General features: G+C 48.7%; 18 protein-coding genes. 11 read left to right on the forward strand and 7 right to left on the reverse strand.

What is annotated here, in order from left to right; all coding sequences use genetic code 11:
- The first annotated feature begins 554 nt into the window (after positions 1 to 554).
- The 6 genes from Q7Q81_RS02035 (at position 555) to Q7Q81_RS02060 (ending at position 7,171) form a co-directional block, all read left to right on the forward strand.
- A complete protein-coding gene (locus Q7Q81_RS02035) occupies positions 555 to 1,319 on the forward strand; it encodes an AAA family ATPase (RefSeq protein ID WP_021720260.1) in 765 nt (254 codons plus the stop codon).
- 10 nt (positions 1,320 to 1,329) lie between these two features.
- A complete protein-coding gene (locus Q7Q81_RS02040; RefSeq protein WP_304273300.1) occupies positions 1,330 to 2,841 on the forward strand; it encodes a nitrogenase component 1 in 1,512 nt (503 codons plus the stop codon).
- The gene (locus Q7Q81_RS02045; protein ID WP_304273302.1) at positions 2,838 to 4,061 is read left to right on the forward strand and encodes a nitrogenase component 1; all 1,224 of its coding nucleotides are present in this window, start codon (positions 2,838 to 2,840) and stop codon (positions 4,059 to 4,061) included. Before Q7Q81_RS02040 ends, Q7Q81_RS02045 begins: the two co-directional genes overlap by 4 nt.
- Before the next feature lie 123 nt (positions 4,062 to 4,184).
- Positions 4,185 to 4,760, forward strand: coding sequence for a DUF3793 family protein (locus tag Q7Q81_RS02050; RefSeq protein ID WP_304273303.1), 576 nt, complete (start codon positions 4,185 to 4,187; stop codon positions 4,758 to 4,760).
- Positions 4,761 to 4,775: 15 nt separating this feature from the next.
- Positions 4,776 to 5,198 (forward strand): flavodoxin, encoded by a 423-nt coding sequence (locus Q7Q81_RS02055; protein ID WP_304273305.1) that lies wholly within the window; start codon positions 4,776 to 4,778, stop codon positions 5,196 to 5,198.
- A gap of 266 nt (positions 5,199 to 5,464) precedes the next feature.
- The gene (locus Q7Q81_RS02060; RefSeq protein WP_304273307.1) at positions 5,465 to 7,171 is read left to right on the forward strand and encodes an ABC transporter ATP-binding protein; all 1,707 of its coding nucleotides are present in this window, start codon (positions 5,465 to 5,467) and stop codon (positions 7,169 to 7,171) included.
- A gap of 177 nt (positions 7,172 to 7,348) precedes the next feature.
- On the opposite strand, the gene Q7Q81_RS02065 is transcribed toward Q7Q81_RS02060, so the two are convergent.
- From Q7Q81_RS02065 to Q7Q81_RS02075, 3 genes are all read right to left on the reverse strand, one after another.
- Positions 7,349 to 7,564 carry a hypothetical protein gene (locus Q7Q81_RS02065; protein ID WP_304222257.1) on the reverse strand — a complete coding sequence of 72 codons (216 nt, stop codon included), beginning with the start codon at positions 7,562 to 7,564 and terminating at the stop codon, positions 7,349 to 7,351.
- A gap of 85 nt (positions 7,565 to 7,649) precedes the next feature.
- A complete protein-coding gene (locus Q7Q81_RS02070; RefSeq protein ID WP_304273309.1) occupies positions 7,650 to 8,507 on the reverse strand; it encodes an Rpn family recombination-promoting nuclease/putative transposase in 858 nt (285 codons plus the stop codon).
- 325 nt (positions 8,508 to 8,832) lie between these two features.
- Complete coding sequence (locus Q7Q81_RS02075) at positions 8,833 to 9,645, reverse strand: MerR family DNA-binding transcriptional regulator (protein WP_304273311.1); 813 nt, start codon at positions 9,643 to 9,645, stop codon at positions 8,833 to 8,835.
- A 144-nt stretch (positions 9,646 to 9,789) separates the two neighbouring features.
- On the opposite strand from Q7Q81_RS02075, the gene Q7Q81_RS02080 reads away from it, so the two are divergent.
- The 5 genes from Q7Q81_RS02080 to Q7Q81_RS02100 all read left to right on the forward strand — a co-directional run bounded on the left by Q7Q81_RS02080 (position 9,790) and on the right by Q7Q81_RS02100 (position 16,074).
- Positions 9,790 to 11,646: a TonB-dependent receptor plug domain-containing protein gene (locus tag Q7Q81_RS02080; RefSeq protein WP_304273312.1), complete on the forward strand. Its 1,857-nt coding sequence runs from the start codon at positions 9,790 to 9,792 to the stop codon at positions 11,644 to 11,646.
- Positions 11,647 to 11,668: 22 nt separating this feature from the next.
- Positions 11,669 to 12,589 (forward strand): ABC transporter substrate-binding protein, encoded by a 921-nt coding sequence (locus Q7Q81_RS02085; protein ID WP_304273313.1) that lies wholly within the window; start codon positions 11,669 to 11,671, stop codon positions 12,587 to 12,589.
- Between the two features lie 129 nt (positions 12,590 to 12,718).
- Positions 12,719 to 13,483, forward strand: coding sequence for a nitrogenase iron protein NifH (locus Q7Q81_RS02090; protein ID WP_304273315.1), 765 nt, complete (start codon positions 12,719 to 12,721; stop codon positions 13,481 to 13,483).
- A gap of 9 nt (positions 13,484 to 13,492) precedes the next feature.
- Positions 13,493 to 14,854 (forward strand): nitrogenase component 1, encoded by a 1,362-nt coding sequence (locus tag Q7Q81_RS02095; protein WP_304273317.1) that lies wholly within the window; start codon positions 13,493 to 13,495, stop codon positions 14,852 to 14,854.
- Positions 14,851 to 16,074 carry a nitrogenase component 1 gene (locus Q7Q81_RS02100; protein WP_304273319.1) on the forward strand — a complete coding sequence of 408 codons (1,224 nt, stop codon included), beginning with the start codon at positions 14,851 to 14,853 and terminating at the stop codon, positions 16,072 to 16,074. Before Q7Q81_RS02095 ends, Q7Q81_RS02100 begins: the two co-directional genes overlap by 4 nt.
- Positions 16,075 to 16,205: 131 nt before the next feature.
- Here Q7Q81_RS02100 and Q7Q81_RS02105 read toward each other — a convergent pair whose 3' ends face one another.
- The 4 genes from Q7Q81_RS02105 to Q7Q81_RS02120 all read right to left on the reverse strand — a co-directional run bounded on the left by Q7Q81_RS02105 (position 16,206) and on the right by Q7Q81_RS02120 (position 21,775).
- Positions 16,206 to 16,397, reverse strand: coding sequence for a hypothetical protein (locus tag Q7Q81_RS02105; RefSeq protein WP_304273320.1), 192 nt, complete (start codon positions 16,395 to 16,397; stop codon positions 16,206 to 16,208).
- An 82-nt stretch (positions 16,398 to 16,479) separates the two neighbouring features.
- The gene (locus Q7Q81_RS02110) at positions 16,480 to 16,983 is read right to left on the reverse strand and encodes an Rpn family recombination-promoting nuclease/putative transposase (protein WP_368502101.1); all 504 of its coding nucleotides are present in this window, start codon (positions 16,981 to 16,983) and stop codon (positions 16,480 to 16,482) included.
- 620 nt (positions 16,984 to 17,603) lie between these two features.
- Positions 17,604 to 20,651 carry an efflux RND transporter permease subunit gene (locus Q7Q81_RS02115; protein ID WP_304273322.1) on the reverse strand — a complete coding sequence of 1,016 codons (3,048 nt, stop codon included), beginning with the start codon at positions 20,649 to 20,651 and terminating at the stop codon, positions 17,604 to 17,606.
- The gene (locus Q7Q81_RS02120) at positions 20,651 to 21,775 is read right to left on the reverse strand and encodes an efflux RND transporter periplasmic adaptor subunit (RefSeq protein WP_304273324.1); all 1,125 of its coding nucleotides are present in this window, start codon (positions 21,773 to 21,775) and stop codon (positions 20,651 to 20,653) included. The genes Q7Q81_RS02115 and Q7Q81_RS02120 overlap by 1 nt, the downstream gene beginning before the upstream one ends.
- Positions 21,776 to 21,844: the final 69 nt, after the last annotated feature.

Consider the following 21,844-nt stretch of genomic DNA (forward strand, 5'->3'; position numbering starts at 1 on the left):
GTTGACGCATCCTGCGGATGAACGGCACGCAAAAATCAGCGACGTGAAAAATTTTGCGAATCTAGTCGCCGGAATCCGGCGAAGCAGCCGTTAAGGGCGTTTTTTGGATACTTTTTGCCGCCCTGGGCAAAAAGTATCATAGCAACGCAAGAGTAGGCAAAGCACGTCTATCCTACGCTTAAACAAACAACACATCATTCTTAGCTAGAACGTTTAGCACACTACCCTTGGCGCTGCGCAGACCGGAACGGACGACGGGCCCGCAAGCACATCGATGTCAAGCGAACTGCGCAAGCAACGGACAGGCACAGGAATTTTTCGCTGGAGTGTTGACGCATCCTGCGGATGAACGGCACGCAAAAATCAGCGACGTGAAAAATTTTGCGAATCTAGTCGCCGGAATCCGGCGGAGCAGCCGTTAAGGGCGTTTTTTGGATACTTTTTGCCGCCCCGGGCAAAAAGTATCATAGCACACAAGCGTAAGCAAGCAGGCTATACTTCGCATTGAACATCAATAATAACCCTCAATAACTATAACCCACAAGGAGAAAAACATGAGAAAAATAGCAATCTACGGTAAAGGCGGCATCGGCAAATCCACCACCACCTCCAATTTATCCGCAGCCCTCGCATTAAAAGGCTACAAAGTAATGCAAGTAGGCTGCGACCCCAAAAGCGACAGCACCAAAAACCTCATGGAAGGAAAACGCATCCCCACAGTATTAGAACAACTGAAAGCCAAAGGTGAAGCTCTTAAGCTCGAAGACATCGTTTTTGAAGGCTTCGGCGGCGTATTGTGCGTAGAAGCTGGCGGCCCCACCCCCGGCATCGGCTGCGCAGGCCGCGGCATCATCTCCGCCTTTGAAAAGCTGGCCGAGCTGGAAGCCTTTGAAACCTACAAGCCTGACATCGTCATCTACGACGTCTTAGGCGACGTAGTCTGCGGCGGCTTCGCCATGCCCATTCGCGGAGGCTATGCACGCGAGGTATTCATCGTATCCTCCGGCGAAATGATGGCCCTCTACGCGGCAAGCAACATCGCTCAGGCCATCAAAAACTTCGGCCGTCGCGGCTACGCACGCTTGAAGGGCATCATCCTCAACGCCAAAAACATTGAGAATGAGCAGGAGCTGGTAGCCAAGGCTGCTGCAGAAATCGGCACCGAGGTTGTGCAATATGTTCCGCGCAGCGGCGATATCCAAATCGCCGAAAATCAGGGCGGCACTGTCAGCGAATTTGTCAAGGATTCCCCAATGGTACAGGTGTACAACGAATTAGCCGAGCGTGTGCTGGCTATGAGTGAGGACGAAGAAGAATAGGAGGCAGTACATGGGCTCAAAGGAAGATGCAATGTGGAAGATGGCCGAAAAAATGGGCATGCCCAAAAGCGCCATCGAAGCCATCAAGGCCAAGCAGAAAAACGGTGACAAGAGCGCTATGCCCGACATGGGCAAGATGATGAGCATGATGCAGGCAATGAAAGGCGAAAAGAAGGACGAAATGCGCAAAATGGCTGAGAAAATGGGTATGCCGCCGCAGGCTGCAGGCATGGACGGCAACGAAATCTTAGGCCGCCTGAACCGCCTGAGCAAGGTGCAGACAATCAAGGATGTGCCCCAGCTCACAACAGCGCTGTTCCCCGGCACCCACTGTCCGCTGATGGGTGCGGCGATGGTGGCAGGCGGTATCAACGATTGCCTGCTGGTAATCGTAGGCACGGACGAATGCAGCTATTACACCAAAAGCCTCACCATCAACGAGCGCTACGGCGGTATTGCGGGACGCTGCGTTTCCGTTGTGCTCGACAGCCATGACGTGACCTTCGGCAGTACCGAAAGCATGCACAAGGCTTTCAAAGAAATAGTGGCGGAATATCAGCCGAAATGCGTGATGCTCGTCACCACCTGCGTAATTGAGGTAATCGGCGATGATTACGACGCCATTGCCGCAGAGTTGACCAAGCAATACAATATTCCGGTAATGGCGGTGCACACCGAGCACTTTAAGTGCGAGGACCATTTCCCCGGCTTGGAGCGCGCCATCACTGCCTGCGCCACCATGATGCAAAAGCAGGAATGTGACGGCAGCGTCAACGTTTTAGGCCAGCGCATGGGCAACTTTGCCGACACGGAGCTGCACGCATTTTTAGCGGCAGCAGGCGTCAAACTGGGCGTACAGCTGCCCAGCGGCTGCACTGCCGAGGAAATCCGCCGTGCTCCCGCAGCGAAGGTGAACATCGTCGTGCATGATATCGCGCTGCCGTTGGCGCAGGCTATGCAGGAGCAGTACGGCATTCCTTACGTTTACTTCAACCGCTTCGCAGCGCCGGAAAAAATCCTGCAGACCTATCAGCATCTGTTTAATTATCTGGAGCTGCCGCTGACTGCGGAGATTGGCGCTAAATTTGAGGAATGCAAGGAATTGGAGCAGAAGGTGCTGCCTGACGTCAAGGGCGTGCCCTATATCTACGGCAATACGCAGTATGACTGCTTCGAGCTCAACAGCTATCTGTGCAGCCTGGGCCTGGTGCCGCAGCTGATTCAGAGCAATAAGCTGAGCGAGGCTAATTTTGCGGATATCGAAAGCATTCTGGCGCAAACCGACCCGTACATCTGCAAGGCGGCGAATATCGCACCGCTGCAATATGTTTACGACGTACTGCATCCGTGGTTCTATATGGGCCATGAGTTCGGTGAACGCCTGCGCCGCAAGGGCATTGCCCTGCTGCACAGCGACCCGGCAGGCAAAATGCTGGGCTTTGAATGCAACAGCTTCATGCTGCAGGCGGTGGCGAAGGCTGTCGCTGATGCCAAAATGTTCAGAGAGGAGGCCGGCCTGTGAGCTTAGTAAGATTTTTACCGACACCATCGGACAGAATGGGAATTATCTGGAGCCTTCTGGCTGTACAGGGAGCTATCGTGCTGGAGTACGGCCCAGCGGGCACTACGCACTACAGCATGGGCTTATACGGAGGCTTGGGCCTGCGCTTTCAAAACCGCCTCTTCACCACGCATATGAGCGAGGACGATGTTGTCATGGGCGACGTAACACGCTTAGAGGAAGCAATTATCGAACTTGATAAAAGCTATGCGCCGAAGGTTATCTTCGTTGTTGCCTCTTCCGTAACTGCCGTCATCGGCACCGACATCAAGGGCGTGTGCCGTTATATGCAAAACGAGGTCAAGGCTAAGCTTGTGGCCTTCGAGCAGGGCGGCTTCCGCGGTGATTACAGCGTCGGCCTGGCCGAAACCTACAAGCTGCTGGTGCGCAACCTGCCACAGAAGGATGCAGCGCAGGAGGCGGGCATGTACAACATCATCGGCGCCTCTGCGTGGCGCTACCGCATGGCTAGCGACATCTGGGAGGTAAAGAGCCTGCTGGATGAAGCGCTGGACCTGCGCTGCAATGCCTGCCTTTGCTGCGACACCAGCATAGACGAGCTGCAGGCTATGGGCAAGGCACAGGTAAATATTGTGCTGGGCAACGAAGGCCTTGCCGCTGCCAAATATCTTGAAGAAAAGTTCGGTACGCCATATGTTTATGCCGTTCCCTACGGCTACAGCGGCACCGTAAGCTTTTTGGAGCAGGTAGGCGCAGCAGTTGGTAAGGCTCCTGAGCCCATGGTGCTGATGCGCATCAAAATGAAGGAAAAGGGCATGTCCATGCTCAGTATGTTTGCCATGATGGGCGGCAGCAAGCCAAGGCAGGCCGCTGTTAAGGGCGATTATGACCTGGTGCAGGGTGTGGGCGCTTTCCTGGAGCAGGCAGGCATCAGCGTGACGCACAAAATGTGCGCGCACAGCCTGAAGGCCATTAGCGAACCTGCGGCAGATGTAGAAGCCTACGCCGAGGAGGGCGAATGGCTGCAGACAATCCGTGAGCTGCGCGACACGTTGCTTTTCGCGGACGATGTGGCGCTCACGCAGGCAGATGCAAGCAACATGAAGGTGCTCATCAGTGCACCGTTTATAAATGGCGTAGTGGCAACACACCTGCCGTTTATGGGCGAAAAGGGTGCTGATTTCCTGCTGGAGCAAATCCAGGGTTATTACCAGAAATAAGCAGTGTCAAAAAATTTTCAAAGCGTTTTCATGAAAACTTTTCGTGTTACATATTGCTAACTACAATAAAACATGCTACAATAAGCATGAAGTTAGCAATACCTAACCGAAAGGATGAAATCTATGAAGCTGTTTGGATTTACGTCGTTCGACGAGCTCTTGGCGTATAACTGCGCGCCTGTATTGGCAGGCATAAAACCAGCGAATCTACTTTCGCTGATGCCTGACGATGCTGAAGAAATAGACGCGCTGCTTGTACAGTACAACGCTCAGTTCGCAGAGCGGGGAATAGTCTTCCGTCGTCTGTGCGCATGTACTAAGCGTGTGCTCATTTTGGTCTATAATGAGGAGCAGCTGGCGCAGGCACTGCGTAATCCCGGCTATCAGGCGTATCTTATTGCCGCAGGCTATGAAGCCGGAGCTTCTGCAGAAGATTACCTGTATAGGCTTGAGCAGCGGCTGAATACACAGAAGACCTTTCCACATGAAATCGGTGTCTTCCTCGGCTATCCGCTTGAGGATATTCTGGGCTTTGTGCTCAACAAGGGAACGGACTGCAAGTACAGCGGCTATTGGAAGGTTTATGGCGATGTGCCCAAGGCACGCAGCATCTTTGCGGCCTATGAGCTTTTTCGTGATATTATATTGCAAAAACTGGCGGCAGGCATGTCGCTCAAGGTAGCTGTGGCTACATTATAAGGAGGCAATTGAACTATGAAACAAATTCCTGTAATTTTTTGGACCGGTACCGGTAACACACAAATGATGGCTGACGCTATTGCCGAAGCAATTAACGCTGCCGGTGCGGAGGCTGTTGTAAAAAATGTCAGCGAGATCAGCGCTGACGAGGCTGCAGGCTATGACGCATTGGCACTGGGCTGCCCGGCAATGGGCGCAGAGGTGCTTGAGGAATGTGAATTTGAGCCGTTCTTCACTGAACTTGAAGACAAGCTTGCTGGCAAGAAGGTTGCTCTGTTCGGCTCCTATGGCTGGGGCGGAAGCTATATGCAGGATTGGGAAGCACGCGTTAAGGACGCGGGTGCGACACTTGTAGCTGACGGCGTACTGGCGCTGGGTGCTCCCGATGACGAAGCAATGGCTAAGCTGGCGGAAGCAGGCAAGCTGCTTGCCGAGTAAGGCTGAAGCAACACAAAAAACTGCCTTTCAATTTTCAGAAGGGCAGTTTTTTAGTGAAGCGCTTGCGTTATAGCAATTGGCAAATAACTCGCTTTATGATATTATTTAAGAACACATCCTATTGACTTTATACCTGCTATATAGTGTAGACTGTATCATCATAAAAGAAAGTATATAACGCCGCGGCAGCGTTTTACGCCAGGCACATCGGCAAAAGCTGCTGCCCGCGCTTTAGAATATATATGAATAGAGGATAGGAAAGCTTTATGTTCAAAACATTTCTCAGCTATTATAAACCATATAAGAGCATCCTGCTCTTTCTCGTGATTGGCTCGCTGCTGCGTGCGCTGCTCGAGCTGTTCTTTCCCTATGTAGTGAAGCTGATGTTGGAACAGCAGCTGCCGCTTAAGAATCTGCCGCTGCTTCTTAAATGGTCGGCAGCACTGCTTGCCATGTATCTGGTAAACTTTGGCATGCATTTTGGCATTATATACTGGGCGCAGTCCATGAGCTATTCCATGGAACGTGATATGCGCCATGATTTGTTCAGCCATCTGCAGAAGCTGTCCTTCGGCTTTTATGATAAAAACAAAAGCGGGCAGCTGCTGTCACGCCTCACAAGCGATTTGAGCGAAATTAACGGCTTCGCAGGCAATGCGCCGATTGATCTTATCGTCTGCGGGCTGACGATGGGCGGCACGATGGTTATTCTTATTTACATGAATCCTATGCTGGGCAGCCTTATTGCCTTCCTGCTTCTGGTGAAGGCAGTGCATACCGTTTTCGTCAACCTGCGCATGAAAAAGGCCTTCTTTGCCAATCGTGTGGCAATGGGCGAGGTAACGGGCAAGGCTGCGGAAAGCATTAACGGCGTGCGTCTGATCAAAGCCTTCGCGGGCGAGCGCAGCGATATGGCGCAGTTTATGGAAAAGGCGGATGCCTATCTGACAGTATGTAAAAAATCCTTCAAAATAACATCTTATTTCGTCGGCAGTATGATTTTCTTCAGCAACTTTATCAATGTGGCGATATTAGTCGTTGGCGGTCTGCTGATAAATCAGGGACTGATGAGCTTCGGTGAGCTGGTGGCCTTCTTCCTCTACGTGGGCCTGTTTATGAAGCCGCTGATGCAGCTTTTAGGCTTCATTCAGGTATATCAGCGCGGCATGGCAGGCTTCAAGCGTTTTTATGAGCTGCTGCAGGAAAAGCCCGAGATTATTGATGCACCGGATGCTAAAATCTGCCCGCCATGCAAGGGGAACATCACCTTTGATAACGTCAGCTTTGCCTATGCGGACGGCAGACCTGTTATCCGCAACCTTTCGCTGAGCGTGGCAGCAGGTGAAACTGTGGCCTTTGTGGGCGCTACGGGAGCAGGCAAAACAACTATCGCCAGCCTTTTGCTGCGCTTTTACGAGCCTCAAAGCGGCAGAATTCTGCTGGACGGCTGCGATATCCGTGAATTTACGCAGGAATCACTGCGCAGGCAAATCGGCCTGGTGCAGCAGGATGTCTTTCTCTTCGGCGACAGCGTGCGCTACAACATAGCCTACGCCAAACCGGATGCGACAGCGGACGAGGTGCAGGCGGCAGCGAAGGCTGCGGCGGCGGATGAGTTCATTCAAAAGCTGCCTGCAGGCTACGATACCGAGGTTGGTGAGCGCGGCGTGAAGCTGAGCGGCGGCCAGAAGCAGCGTTTGGCGATTGCGCGTGTCTTCCTCAAAAATCCTCCGGTAGTAGTGTTGGATGAGGCTACAAGTGCGCTCGACAATATTACGGAGCAGCAGATACAAAAGGAGCTCGACGAGCTGGCGGTAGGACGTACTACGCTGATTATTGCGCACCGTCTTTCCACTATCCGTCATGCAGACAAGATTGTGGTGCTTGACGAGGGCGCTGTTGCGGAGTGCGGCAGCCATGAGGAGCTGCTGGCGCGCAAAGGGCGTTATTATAATTTGTATCAGAAGGAGTAAAGCAGAGGCTTGCGGATGCAGGCGTACTGCAGAAGATAATAAAATAAAAATAGCGCACGCTCTTAAAGTGTGCACTGAGAATACAGAAAACCCATGTCTTGCCGATTTCGGCGGGACATGGGTTTTTAGTGCTTTGTGTTTAATTTTTTATTTTGGTATTAGGCTTGCTTTACGTGCTTAAGCTTCTTCCTTCAGCTTCTCCACATCAGCGAGAGATAAATTTGTAAGTTCAGCGATAACCTCGAGAGAATAGCATCCCTTAGCTAGCATACGTTTAGCAGTAGCAATGTTGGCATTTGCTTCGCCTTCAGCAAGTCCGATTTCCTTGCCTTCAGCAATGCCCTCAGCCTTGCCTTCACGTCTTTCATCTAATAAACGTGCTTCCATAAGCATAAATTCTCGCCTCACTTTCGTATCGAGTTTCAGATAGCTGATTTCATCGTCAATCTGCTTGGTGAAATCAGTAGTTACAATGTGGTTAAGACTCTTCCTTTAGCTTCTCCACATCAGCGAGAGATAAACCGGAAAGTTCCGTGATTTCCTGCAGAGAATAGCAACCTTTAGCCAGCATGAGCTTAGCGACTTTAAGTTTATGTTCAGCTTCGCCCTTAGCAAGACCGATAGCTTCGCCTTCAGCAATGCCCTCAGCCTTGCCTTCACGCCTCTCATCTAATAAACGTGCTTCCATAAGCATAAATTCCCGCCTCACTTTCGTATCTAATTTGAGATAGCTGATTTCATCGTCAATCTGTTTAGTAAAATCAGTAGTTACAATGTGGTTGTTTACATAATCATAAAAGCTTTTGATGTCCTTGGAGATGTCGCCATGCGTACCCTTAGTATTCAACAGCATAGTGGTTGCTTCATCCGGAAGCTCCAGCTCCAAATTCTCCAGACAACGCTTTTTAAAGGTATAGACATAATTATCCTGTTCAAAGAAATCAAAAACGCAGATAAAAATGATAAAGGTCGGTGGCAGCAGGTCATACGGCTGTCCCTTCTGCAGCAAATCAATATCAAGCAGCGCCTGATAATAACGGGAACGCTTGGGCAGGACGTAGGTATCCGTTTCGGGATTTTTATTGTTTTTCACCTGCATCTCCAGATTATAATGCGTGTGTTTATCGTCTGCTACGATGATATCAAGGCGGATGCCGCGGCTGGTGTACTCAGGCTCAAGCGTCTTTTCTGCCTCCAGATAGTTGATATCCGCAATCTCAATTTGCAGCAGCTCCTCCAACAGATGCTTGCAGATGCGCTTGCGCGACATAACTTTCTTGAAGATGAAATCGCTTTGGATAGTCAGGTTCTCAAATTTTGTTGCCAGGTCTTGCATGGTTTTTCTCCTTTCATTTTAACACAGATGCAATAAAAAATACATAAGCAGCGCAAAAACAAAAAAGAGCAGTACCCTGGCGATTAAAAAATCGTCAGTTCGTACTACTCTTAGAATGTACCAGATAAATGGCCTTGCTTAAGCTTCTGCAGAAAAAGTGCATCTGCAGGATATACTGCTTATTTAATTGTCCGCAGGTAAGGTTGCTGGAAGCGTAATGTTACCTGCAGTTTTGGAAGAACATGGTTTAAGTTTACTTGAAATTCAGGAGAATGTCAAGGGAAGAGGAACTTTTCCTGCGAACATTATACTTACTATAATCCGCTTATAATACGGGTACTTCTATTTTAGAAATGAAGTTGTCATGCGAATCGGTTGACCAGTAATTTCTTAATGTTTTGATATAAATAATATTATTTGTTTTTAAATTCAGTGCTTGACAAAATTTAATTAAAAACGGTTTTGCTGTATTTACCGCGTCGGCAAAATTGGTATTAACGCAGATTTGCAGATACAGGCCGTAAGGCTTTATGTAATTGTGCCTTTTTTTATTAGTCTTGCAGAAAACTTTGTAGGATTCCGGAGAAAAATCGGTAATTGTGTCATTAAAAATAAAACCGCTGATACTATATTCTTTAAGCCCGTTTTGGTCGACAGCCGAATTCAGCAGGGTGGCAGCAGCTAAAAAACGTTCCTTTTGCGGTAACGAAAGCGGGATTTGCTCACTTACCAAAAAATATTCCGCTTCTCTATAGGACAAGGTAATTTCGTTCAGTTTGCAATCATTGTAGATGTTTATAGTATTAATTTTAGATTTTATATTATCACATAATTTTGTAGTGAGTTCTATTTGCTTTGTCAATTTATGTAATTGCTTATTGAGCAGAGAAAGCGTATCTTCAGGGGTGCGGTGCTCCAAAAAATTCTTTATATCGTTAAGGTGGAAGCCCATTGTTTTCAAATCCAAAATAATTCCCAAGATGAAAAACTGTTTCAGCGAGTACATGCGATAACCGTTCGAATCTACATAATCAGGCTTAAACAAATCCTTTTTATCGTAGAAAATCAGCGTCTGTTTTGATATGTTATATAATTGCGCCAAGTCACTTGCGTAAAAGAAATTGCTTTTGTCTATCATTTAAAAATCTCTCCTATTGACATTATAGTTACTATATGGAGTATACTGTATCATCATAACATAAACAACATAATAATGCTAGAGTATTAGCATTGAGTTAGTGCATGAGTGTATGATGAAGTTGTTAGGAGGTATTGTATTTTTATGTTGAAACTGAACCGAAAAAAAGTTGCCGCTTTATTCATTATTTTGGGAATTTTGCCTCAAAGCGTAAGCTTTGCAGCAGAAAAGCTGGATCAATATAATTTGGACGAAATTGTAGTAACAGCTTCTCAGGAGAAAATTAAGCAGGAGCTGAATACTCCTGCTACTACCGAAATTTTCACTGCGGAAGATATTAAAAACTACAACGGCAGCAACGTACAGGAAGTATTGGAATATGCTGCGGGTGCGATTGCCGCTCAACCTACCGGTGTTGGCTCTACGTTTGGTATGAGAGGTCTGACCGGCGCAAGCCGTAACCCGACTATTCTGGTTGACGGTGTTCCTTTAAATATGCAGGGCTTCGGTAACCTGGACGCTATTCCCGTTAATGCTGTTGAAAGAATCGAAATAATCCGCGGTACCGGCGCAGTTCTTTACGGCACCGATACCTTGACCGGTGTTATCAATATTGTTACTAAGCAGACTCCGCAAATTTCCGCAAGTGCAGGCTACGGCAGCAGAGGCAAGCGTCTGGCTACCTTGAATGTAAGCGAAGATAAATTCGCTATGGCATATACACATGACAGAATTGCGGAACGTAACTGGTATACCGCGAAGAAAACCTCTAAAGGCATGTGGATGGAAAAACACAGTGCTATGTTAAAGTATAAGCCAAATGATAATTTATCTATGAGATATATGCTTACCGATAACCAGAACGATTACGATAAGTTTACTGCCCTCAAAAAGACAGGCTCCAACGAAACCAATATCGTTTTCCATGATCTTAATGTAGCATACAACAACAAAGGCTTGGATGTTACCGTATTCGGTCAGAAGCGTAAATACAAAAACAATGCTTATAACGTAGCTTACGAGCTTATGCCTAAAAAATCCCTGCGCAGAACCAGCTGGAACTATGGCGTAGATGCTAAGTATAATTTTGATATCGGCAAGTTCAACATTACTGCCGGTGCGGAAGTGGCTTTGGAAGCAGATTCTCACGGTAACGTTAAAGGCACATCCTTCGACCTGGATATGATTAAACGTCACAGAAAGGCTGTATATATTCAGGCTGTTGACAACATGACCGACAAAACAACCTTATCCTTCGGCGGCCGTGAAGTAATGTATGACGATATGAAGAATGAATTCCTGCCGTCCTTACAATTACTGCACAAGCTTAACAATAAGGATACCGTGTTCCTGAACGTCAACAAATCCTTCCGTATGCCTACCATCGGTGACCAATATTCCGACAGCGATTCTATGATTTTCAATGATAACCTTGGCCCCGAAACCGGCTGGAACTATGAAATCGGCTGGAAGAAGCTGTTGTCTCCGCGTGAATTCTTAAAGGTTTCTTTGTACCATCTGGATATCAGCAACAGAATCTTTACGCAGAAAATCGACGATGACCACAGCATGGTTGTCAATGCCAATAAATTCAAAAACACCGGCTTAGAGGTTTCCTATGAAGGCGTTTTGAGCGACCACTGGAGCTTCAAGACCTCTGTTGCATATTCCGATCCTAAGCAGATTGATAAACCGGGTGCCGATTTCAGAAACTGCGATGATAAGCTGCTGATTAACAGCGTTTTAGGCTATAAAAACGGCAAGCTGGCAACCAACCTGTTACATCAATATGCTGCTATGCGTTATCTGTCTTACGCACCGTATTCCGGCAATGGCATCAAGCAATATCTGAGCTTTAATGCTACCTATCAGTTCGATAAAGAAAACAGCGTGAAATTTGCTGTCAACAACATTCTGAACAGAACCGAAGAGATGGCTGCTTCCAGAGGCTGTCTGCTGCCGTACCGTGACTGGTTCATTACTTATGAAAGAACATTTTAATAAAATGCTTTGAAGGTGAACAATGAAAAAGCTGTTTCTGGTAATAATGGCATTGTCTTTATTGTTAGTCACCGGCTGTGGCAAGGAGTCCTTGTCCGCGCAGGAGCAGGGCAGCGGTTATACCGTTGTTGATGCCAGAGGCAAGAAAATAACCTTTGCATCAGCACCTAAAAGAATAGTTTGCTTAAATTACAGCGCTACAGATATTTTGACGGACCTTATACCGACAGAACGGATAATTGCTACGGATATGTGGGCAAGGGAAGAGGATTTGTCGAACTGCTACGAAAAGCTGAAGGGCATACCTGTATGCGAAAATAATCCTGAGCAGATTATGAAATTTAAACCGGATCTTGTTATTCTGACTGACGGCAGAGCTAACGAGCTGGCGGACACTCTTGACAGTGTCGGCATCAAGACCTGTGTCTTGCGTCAGCCCAAGACTATACAGGAAATTCCGGATTATATTAAAATTGTGGGTGAGGTAGCAGATACTAAGGCTGCTGCCGACAGCCTGGCAGAAAAGGTTGCTGCATATCTTAAGGCTTCTGCCGGTGGACAGAAAATCGAAAGTGTTCTGCTGATTCATCCTAACGGCGGTATCGGTCAAAAGGGCTCGATGCCTGCCAGCATCTGCGAAGCATGTAATATTGAAAATATGGCTGCAAAGTACGATTTTCCGCAGTCCTCTTATCTCAGCAAGGAACAGATTATTGCTATGAATCCCCAAAGAATAATAGTGTTGGACTGGTCCTTTGGCGGACAACACAAAAATGCAGAGATACGCAAGGAAGAAATTTTAAATGATCCCAGCTATCAGACTGTTTCAGCCGTGCAAACCGGCAAGGTTGTTATTGTGCCGATGAAATATATGCATTGCTCCAGTCAGTATGTGATGAAAAATCTGGAAGAATTAAAACGTATTATGCGCACAACCCTATAATAAAAAAACAAGCAGTGAACTACGAAAAATAGTTCCTGCTTGTTTTTTAGAATATGTAAATATATGGTATGGGGAAAGTTTATGTTCAGAACATTTCCCGGCTATTACAAAACATAAAAGGAGAAGGTTATGAGAAAAATTGCAATTTACGGTAAGGGCGGTATCGGCAAATCCACCACCACCTCCAATTTATCGGCAGCACTGGCCTTAAAGGGCTACAAGGTTATGCAGGTAGGCTGTGACCCGAAGAGTGATAGTACCAAAAACCTTATGGAGGGCAAACGCATTCCGACAGTATTGGAGCAATTAAAGGAAAAGGGCGAGTCCTTGAAGCTGGAAGATATTGTTTTTGAAGGCTTCGGCGGCGTACTGTGCGTAGAGGCCGGCGGACCTACTCCGGGCATCGGCTGCGCAGGCCGCGGTATTATTTCTGCCTTTGAAAAGCTGGCAGAGTTGGAGGCCTTTGAAACCTATAAGCCTGACATCGTTATCTATGACGTATTGGGTGACGTAGTCTGCGGCGGCTTTGCTATGCCGATTCGCGGCGGCTACGCACGCGAGGTATTCATCGTATCCTCCGGCGAAATGATGGCTTTGTATGCGGCGAATAATATTGCCCAGGCAATCAAAAACTTTGGCCGTCGCGGTTATGCACGCCTGAAGGGCATCATCCTCAACGCCAAAAACATTGAGAATGAGCAGGAGTTGGTTACTAAAGCTGCGGAGGAAATCGGTACCGAGGTTGTGCAGTATGTTCCGCGCAGCGGCGACATCCAGATCGCCGAAAATCAGGGCGGTACCGTCAGCGAATTCGTCAAGGATTCTCCAATGGTAAATGTATATAACGAGCTGGCCGAGCGTGTTCTGGAGCTCAGCGTGGACGAAGAGGAATAGGAGAAAAAGATGGATTTACAAGAAAAGGCGAGGCGCAAGCTGCAGGAAAAACTGAGCGGGCCGCAGCAGGCTGTGGGCATGGACGGCAACGAGCTTTTAGGCCGTCTGAACCGGTTGAGCAGAGTGCAGACAATAAAGGATATTCCGCAGCTGACAACAGCTCTTTTTCCCGGTACCCACTGCCCTCTGATGGGCGCTGCTATGATTGCAGGCGGTATTAAGGATTGTCTGCTGATTATCGTCGGGACGGATGAATGCAGCTATTATACTAAAAGCCTGACTCTCAGCGACCGCTACGGTGGCATTAACGGACGTTGCGTTTCGGTAGTATTGAACAGCCATGATGTAACCTTTGGCAGTGCGGAAAGCATGCACAAGGCGTTCAAAGAGATTGTAGCGGAGTATAGTCCTAAATGCGTAATGCTTGTGACTACTTGCGTTATTGAGGTTATCGGGGATGATTATGATGCCATTGCCGAGGAGCTGACAAAGCAGTACAGCATTCCGGTAATGGCGGTGCATACCGAGCACTTTAAATGCGAGGACCATTTCCCCGGCTTCGAACGCGCCATTACAGCCTGCCAAAGCATCATGCAGGCGCAGGAAGGTGATGGCAGTGTCAACGTTTTGGGACAGCGCTTCGGAGATTTTGCAGATACGGAGCTGTATGCGTTGCTGCAAAAGTCCAGCGTGAAAATCGGCGTACAGCTGCCAAGCGGCTGCACAAGTGATGATATTCGTCATGCTCCGGCAGCGAAGGTCAATATTGTTGTCAATGATATTGCTCTGCCGTTGGCGCAGGCTATGCAGGAGCAGTATAACATTCATTATGTTTACTTCAACCGCTTTGCTGCACCGGAAAAGATTCTGCAGGCCTATCAGCATCTGTTTGCTTATCTAGAGCTGCCGCTGCCTGCGGAGGTCAATGCAAAATTCGACGAATGCAAGGTGTTGGAGCAGAAAACGCTGCCTGTTGTACAGGGAGTACCGTATATTTTCGGCAATACGCAGTACGACTGCTTTGAGCTTAACAGCTATCTGTGCCGTTTAGGCCTTGTGCCGCAGCTGATTCAGAGCAATAAGCTGCGCCAAGAGCATTTTGAGGATATCAAAGGCATTCTGGCGACTACCGACCCGTATGTCTGCAAGGCGGCTAATATAGCACCGCTGCAATATGTTTATGATGTACTACATCCGTGGATTTACATAGGACATGAATTTGGTGAACGTTTGCGCCGCAAGGGAATTGCGCAGCTGCACAGCGACCCGGCAGGAAAAATGCTGGGCTTTGAATGCAACACCTTCCTGCTGAAAATTTTGCAGCAGGCTGTGGCTGATGCCAAAGTATTCAGAAAGGAGGCAGGCCTGTGAGCTTAGTTAGATTTTTACCGACACCGTCGGACAGAATGGGAATTATCTGGAGCCTTTTGGCCGTACAGGGAGCCATCGTGCTGGAATACGGCCCTGCGGGTACTACGCATTACAGCATGGGCTTATACGGCGGCTTGGGCCTGCGCTTTCAAAACCGCATGTTCACTACGCATATGAGCGAGGATGATGTTGTAATGGGTGACGTAACACGCCTGGAGGATGCCATCGTTGAATTGGATAAAAGCTATGCGCCGAAGGTTATCTTCGTCGTAGCCTCTTCCGTGACTGCCGTCATCGGAACTGACATCAAGGGCGTGTGCCGCTATATGCAAAATGAGGTCAAGGCTAAGCTAGTAGCCTTTGAACAGGGAGGCTTCCGCGGTGATTACAGTATCGGCTTGGCAGAAACATATAAGCTGCTCGTGCGCAATCTGCCAAAAAAGGATGTAGCGCAGGAGGCGGGCGTGTACAACATCATCGGCGCCTCTATGTGGCGGTACCGCATGGAAAGCGATATCTGGGAGATTAAGAGCCTGCTTGGCGAAGCGTTGGGACTGAGCTGTAATGCCTGCCTTTGCTGCGACACGAGCGTGGAGGAGCTGGAGGATATGGGCCTTGCACAGGTAAATATTGTGCTGGGCAACGAAGGTCTTGCCGCTGCCAAATACCTGCAGGAAAAATTCGGCACGCCGTATGTTTACGCTGTTCCCTACGGTTACAACGGTACGCTGAGCTTTTTGGCGCAGGTTGGAGAAGCGGTAGGCAGGGAGCCGGATTCTATGGTACTGCTACGCCTGCAAACAAAGGAAAAGAGCCTTTCCAGACTCAGTCTTTTCACTATGATGGGTAACAACAAGCCAAAGAAGGCTGTAGTTAAGGGCGATTATGATTTGGTACAGGGCGTGAGTGCCTTTCTGGAGCAGGGCGGCATCACTGTACTGCATAAAATGTGTGCGCACAGCCTGAAGGCGATTGCCGAGCCGGCGGCAGATGTGGAAGCCTACGCTGAAGAGAGCGATTGGCTGCAGGTAATCCGTGGATTGCAGGATACACTTATTTTGGCAGATGATGTGGCACTGCTGCAGGCTGATGCAGATAATATGAAGGTGCTTATCAGCGCACCGTTTATGAACAGCGCTGTGGCTACGCACATGCCGTTTATGGGCGAAAAGGGAGCGGATTACCTGTTTGAGCGGATGCAGGCGTATTGCAGAAGATAAAAAAATAGCGCACGCTATTAAAGCATGCATTGAAAATAAAGAAAACCCATGTCTTGCCGATTTCGGCGGGACATGGGTTTTAGTAATTTGTGTTTAATTTTTTATTTTTGTATTAGGCTTGCTTTACGCGCTTAAGCTTCTTCATTCAGCTTCTCCACATCAGCTAGAGACAAATTTGTAAGCTCAGCGATAACCTCGAGAGAATAGCATCCCTTAGTCAGCATACGTTTAGCAGTAGCGAGTTTCTCTTTAGCTTCACCTTTGGCAATACCCGCAGCTTCGCCTTCACGTCTTTCATCTAACAAACGTGCTTCCATAAGCATAAATTCTCGCCTCACTTTCGTATCTGATTTGAGATAGCTGATTTCATCGTCAATCTGCTTGGTGAAATCAGTATTAGAGTGCTTAAGCTTCTTCCTTCAGCTTCTCCACATCAGCGAGAGATAAATTTGTAAGCTCAGCGATAACCTCGAGAGAATAGCATCCCTTAGCCAACATGCGCTTAGCAGTAGCGAGTTTTTCCTCAGCAAGGCCTATTTCTTTACCCTCAGCAATGCCTATTTCCTTGCCTTTGGCAATACCCACAGCTTCGCCCTCACGTCTTTCATCTAACAAACGTGCTTCCATAAGCATAAATTCCCGCCTCACTTTCGTATCGAGTTTCAGATAGCTGATTTCATCGTCAATCTGCTTGGTGAAATCAGTAGTTACAATGTGGTTATTTACATAATCATAAAAGCTCTTGATGTCCTTGGAGATATCGCCATGCGTACCTTTTGTGTTTAAAATCATGGTTGTCGCTTCATCGGGAAGCTCCAACTCCCGATTTTCCAGACAACATTTTTTAAAGGTATAAACGTAATTATCCTGTTCAAAGAAGTCAAAAACACAGATAAAAATGATAGCAATTTTTCTTCTTCCATTTTAACACAGATATAGTAAAAAATACATAAACAGTGCAAGACAAAAAAGCAGTACATTGACGATTGAATATCGTCAGTTTTTACTACAATTAGTGGATTTACTTCTTTCGTCCCCGAAAGAAGTAACAAGAAAGGGGCGCGCTTTGCGAAAGCGCGGGAAACAGTCGCTTTTTTGCTCGCACAAAAAAGCTTAGCCAAAAATGCTTTACCATAACTCATAGGTTAATAATAAGCTTAGTTTTGCGTACTTCCGCAAGCGATTATATATCGCAGTGAAAACATAAAAATTTTAGGGAATGAGTGCCTGGAATAACAGAAATTGCAATACTGTTTGAGCGCTAAGTTGACTGCTGCAGCAAAATATCTTCGTATAGCGCGAGTTTATTGCAATTTCGTCGTTGTTCCGCACGAAATTACCGTCCGTGAATCGCTTTGCTTTTTATAACGTGAACGCCTTAGGCTACTAAGCGATTCATGGGAAATTTTTTCGTTACAACGCGATATATAATTGCGATGCTCATGTTTTATAACACAAAATATAGCACAAAAAACTGCCTGCTGAAATTTTCAGCAAGGCAGTTTTTAGTAAATCCTATAAATGTAACTCTATTCTGCTTTAACCTTAAACACAATCGCGTACAGTACCGGCAGCACTACCAGCGTCAGCAGCGTTGCACCGGTCAGGCCGCAGGCAATAGCCACAGCCATCGCATTCCAGAACTGGCTGGCGAACATCGGAATCAATCCCAGTACCGTAGTGAAGGCCGCCAGCATAATAGGACGGAAACGCACAATCGCCGATTCCGTAATTGCCTTGGCAGGCTCCATTCCGGCATCAAGATGCTGCTGAATCTGGTCAACCAGCACCATACTGTTACGGATAATCGTACCGGTGAGTGCCAGGATGCCCAGCTCCGCCATAAAGCCCAACGCGGAATTGAACAGCAGCAGGCCGAAGATAACGCCGATTATTCCCATGGGCGCCGTCAGCATAATAACCAGCAGCTTGCGGATATCCTGCATCTGCAGCATAATCAGAACGACAATCAGCAGCAGCATCAGCGGTATAGGCTTCATCAGATAATTCAATGTATCGTTGCTGTCCTCCAGCGAACCGCCGACTTCGATGCTCATACCGGCAGGCAGCTCCTTGCGCAGAGGCTCCAGCTCCTTGTACACCTGCTTGGTGATATCGTTGCCGGTAACTCCGTCAACAATACCGCCGTTAACGGTAATCGTAGGACGCAGGTTGCGGCGCCAAATGATATTGTCCTCGCTGGTGTAGTCAAGATGCGCAATTTGTGACAGCGGCACAGCACCCTGGCTCGTAGGAATGGAAATGGTTTCCAACTGCGAAATATCTGCGCGCTGGTCAGGCTGCAGGCGGAAAACGATACCAATCTGCTGGTCGCCCTCCAGGTAGGTTGCCACGGTATAACCGGATACCTGTGCCTGCAGAGCGTTAGCCACAGTCTGACGTGTGAGCCCCATCTGCAGCAGCTTGTCATTATCAACCTTCAGCTTAACGGCGTTGGTCTGCTCCAGCCAGTCAAGACGTGTCATGTTGACGTAGGGATTGGCGGCCATCACCTTGCGCACTTTTTGCGCATATTCCTTAACTTGTGCGTCATTGTTGCCGCTGACGCGGATCATAACAGGATAGGGAGCAGGCGGACCGAGCGGAATCGAGCGGGAGTAAACTATAGCCTCCGGCAAATGCTCGGCGGCAAGCTCGCTGATGCGCTTCTCCAGTTTTTTGCGGTCCTCAACGCTCTTGGCTACAACAACGAGCTGTGCGTAGTTATCGCGCGGTTGTACCGGGTCGATTACCAGCACAAAGCGCGGTGCGCTTTCGCCTACGTAGGTGGAAACATGGTCTAATTCTTTATCATCCTTAATCAGATTCGTCAGCTTGCGTGCTGCGGCATCTGTAGTTTTAATCGAACTGCCCTCAGGCATATTAAGCTCTACTAAAAGCTCCGGACGTACGGAGGCAGGGAAAAATTCCTGGCTGACGAAGCGCAGCATGAACATGGAAAGTCCCAGCATTGCCAGAGTAATGCCGATAACCGTGATGCGGTGTCCCAATGCCCAGTGCAGCAGCTTGCGGAAGGCGCGGTAGAAGCTGTTGTCATAAGATTCCTGCTTGATAACAGTGGGACGTATCCATTCATAACCCAATACCGGTGCCAGGGTTGCGGAAACAAGCCAGGACAGCATCAGTGTTACGGTCATAACCGGGAAGAGGCTGTAGGCAAATTCCGAAGCGCTGGCCTTAGAGAAGGCAATCGGCATAAAGCCGAGGCAGGTGATGGTGGTGCCTGTCAAAAGCGGCCAGGCGCAGGTTTTGAAGGCATAGGAGGCTGCTTCCTTACGCGGCATGCCTTCGGACATTTTTACCTCCATCAGCTCAACAACGACGATGGCGTCATCGACCAGCATACCCAGGGAAACAACCAGTGCGCCCAGGGATACCTTATGCAAATCAATGCCCAAAGCGAACATGGCGCAGAAGGAGCCTAACAAAATCAGCGGGATGCAGCAGGAAATTACGTAACCGCTGCGGCGTCCGAGCGTCATCAGGCTGACTACCAGCACGATGATAATTGCCTCGTAAAGGCTTTCGGAGAATTCGCTGATGGATTTTTTTACTACCTCAGGCTGGTTGGCAACCTGATTAAGCTCCAGTCCCAGCGGCAGCTCCTTTTGGATGCGGGCGATTTCCTTGGCCAGATTTTCACCGAGCTTGATGTTATCGCCGCCGTCCTCCATAGAAAGTGCGATGCCGACTGCGGGCTTGCCGTTATAGTACATCATTGTTTCCGGCGGGTCTGCATAACCGCGGGTGATGGTTGCGATATCACCCAGGCGGAAGACACGCCCATTGGCATTGATGGGGATGGCAGCAATATTTTCCACGCTATCGGGGCTGCCGGTAATGCGCAGGTAGGAGTTGGCTGTATCAGCCTCAATCATACCGCTGGCATTGACCGAGGTCTGTGCTTTGATGGTGTTGGCAATGCTGTTGATATCCAGTCCCAGCTGTGATAGCTTGGCGGTTTGCATCTGCACGAAGATTTTCTCCGGCTGCACGCCCACCAGCTCAACCTTTTTGACATCAGGCACGCTGAAGAAGTCGAGCTTAATTTTTTCGGCGTATTTACGCATATCCTCATAGGTGAAGCCGTCACCGGTAATTGCGTAGATATTGCCGTAAACATCATCAAAACGGTCGTTATAAAACGGACCTACGGTACCCGACGGCAAGTCCTTTTTGCCGTCGTTGACGATATTGCGCAGCTCCAGCCAGCGCTGACGTACCGTGTTGCCGGCAACCTCATCCTTGAGCGCTACGGTAATAACGCAGACGCCGGGACGCGAATAGCTGGTGATTTTTTTAACCTGCGGCAGACTTTGAATCTGCTTTTCCAGCGTATTGGTCAGATGCATCTCAACATCCTTGGCGCTGGCGCCGGGCCAGGCTGCGGATACTACCATCTGCTTGACGGCAAAGCTGGGGTCCTCGCTGCGTCCGAGCGATTTAAAGGAAAACATACCCATAATCAGCACAAGCACAGCGAAGAAGTAAACTAACTGGCGATGGTTAATAGCCCATTCTGCCCAGTTCGCATGATGCTTTTCGTTGTTTGACATTAGATATCACCGCCTTTGGTCAGACGCACCTGTTGGTTATCGACAAGCTTGCTGAGGCCGGCGGTTATCAGAATATCACCCTTGTTTAAGCCGCCTGCCAGACGCACATTGTTGCCTACATAGCCGGCAACCTTAACGTCCTGCAGCACAGCGCGGTTATTGCGCACCAGCCAGACCTGAGTCTTGCCATTTACCTGATACAGTGCTGTTGCCGGGATAACCAGCTCGTCCTCGGACGCAGCGGCGTCCTTAAAGCTGACCTTGGCAGTCATGCCGAGCTTGGCTTCTGCAGGCAGCTGCGGCACAGCAACGCGCACCTTATAGGTACGTGTAATGCTGTCGGCAATAGGCGATATTTCGCGGACAGTGCCCTTCGCCGTAACATCGGGAAGCGCCCAGAAGCTGATATCCGCCTGCTGGCCGACGCTCAGCTTGACGTTTTCCGGCACGTTTATCTGGATTTCACGCTCACCGCTGCGCACGATGGTGACCATCGGCGTACCGGCTGCCGTTACCTGGCCTGCTTCGCCGGTGATGGCTGCCACAACGCCGTCGGCATCACTCGTCAGCTGCGTGTAGCTCAGCTGGTTGCCGCTGGCGTTGGCGTTGGCCTGTGCCTGGCGCAGGGTAGCATTGGCTGCCTCCAGCTGGGTATTGTATTGGTCGCGCGTTGCTTCGCTTACAGCACCGCCGGCATACAGCTTGTTAAAGCGTGCCGCATTGTCGGCTGCCAGCTTTTGGTTGGCAACTGCGGATGCCAGCTGCGCATTGGCAGCTTCTACGCTTTGGTTTACGTCCTTCGGGTCGATGGTCATCAGAATCTGGCCGGCGTGTACCCGGTCGCCTACGTTGACAAGACGGGAAGCGATTCTGCCGGCAGTCTGGAAGGCCAGCTGGCTTTCGTAGCGGCCGCGCACCTCACCTGGATAAACGGTGGAGGAATCGACAATGCTTTCGCCGATCGTCATAGTCCGGACGATGGGGATGTAGTTTGCCTCCTGTGGCTTATGCATAATACTGCTGTAAAGCTGCCAGCCTGCGGCTGCCAGTACGACAACGGCAGCTCCGGCAACAAGTTTCTTTTTATCAGGAAGTTTGGGAAGTTTTTCCATAATAGACTGCATGATTTAACAGCTCCCTTGCAGAATAATTTTATTGTTGTAAAATTTTTAATCGTTCAATTAAATTATAGG

The sequence above is a fragment of the Phascolarctobacterium succinatutens genome (genome assembly GCF_958453765.1).
GTDB lineage: Bacteria > Bacillota > Negativicutes > Acidaminococcales > Acidaminococcaceae > Phascolarctobacterium_A > Phascolarctobacterium_A succinatutens_B.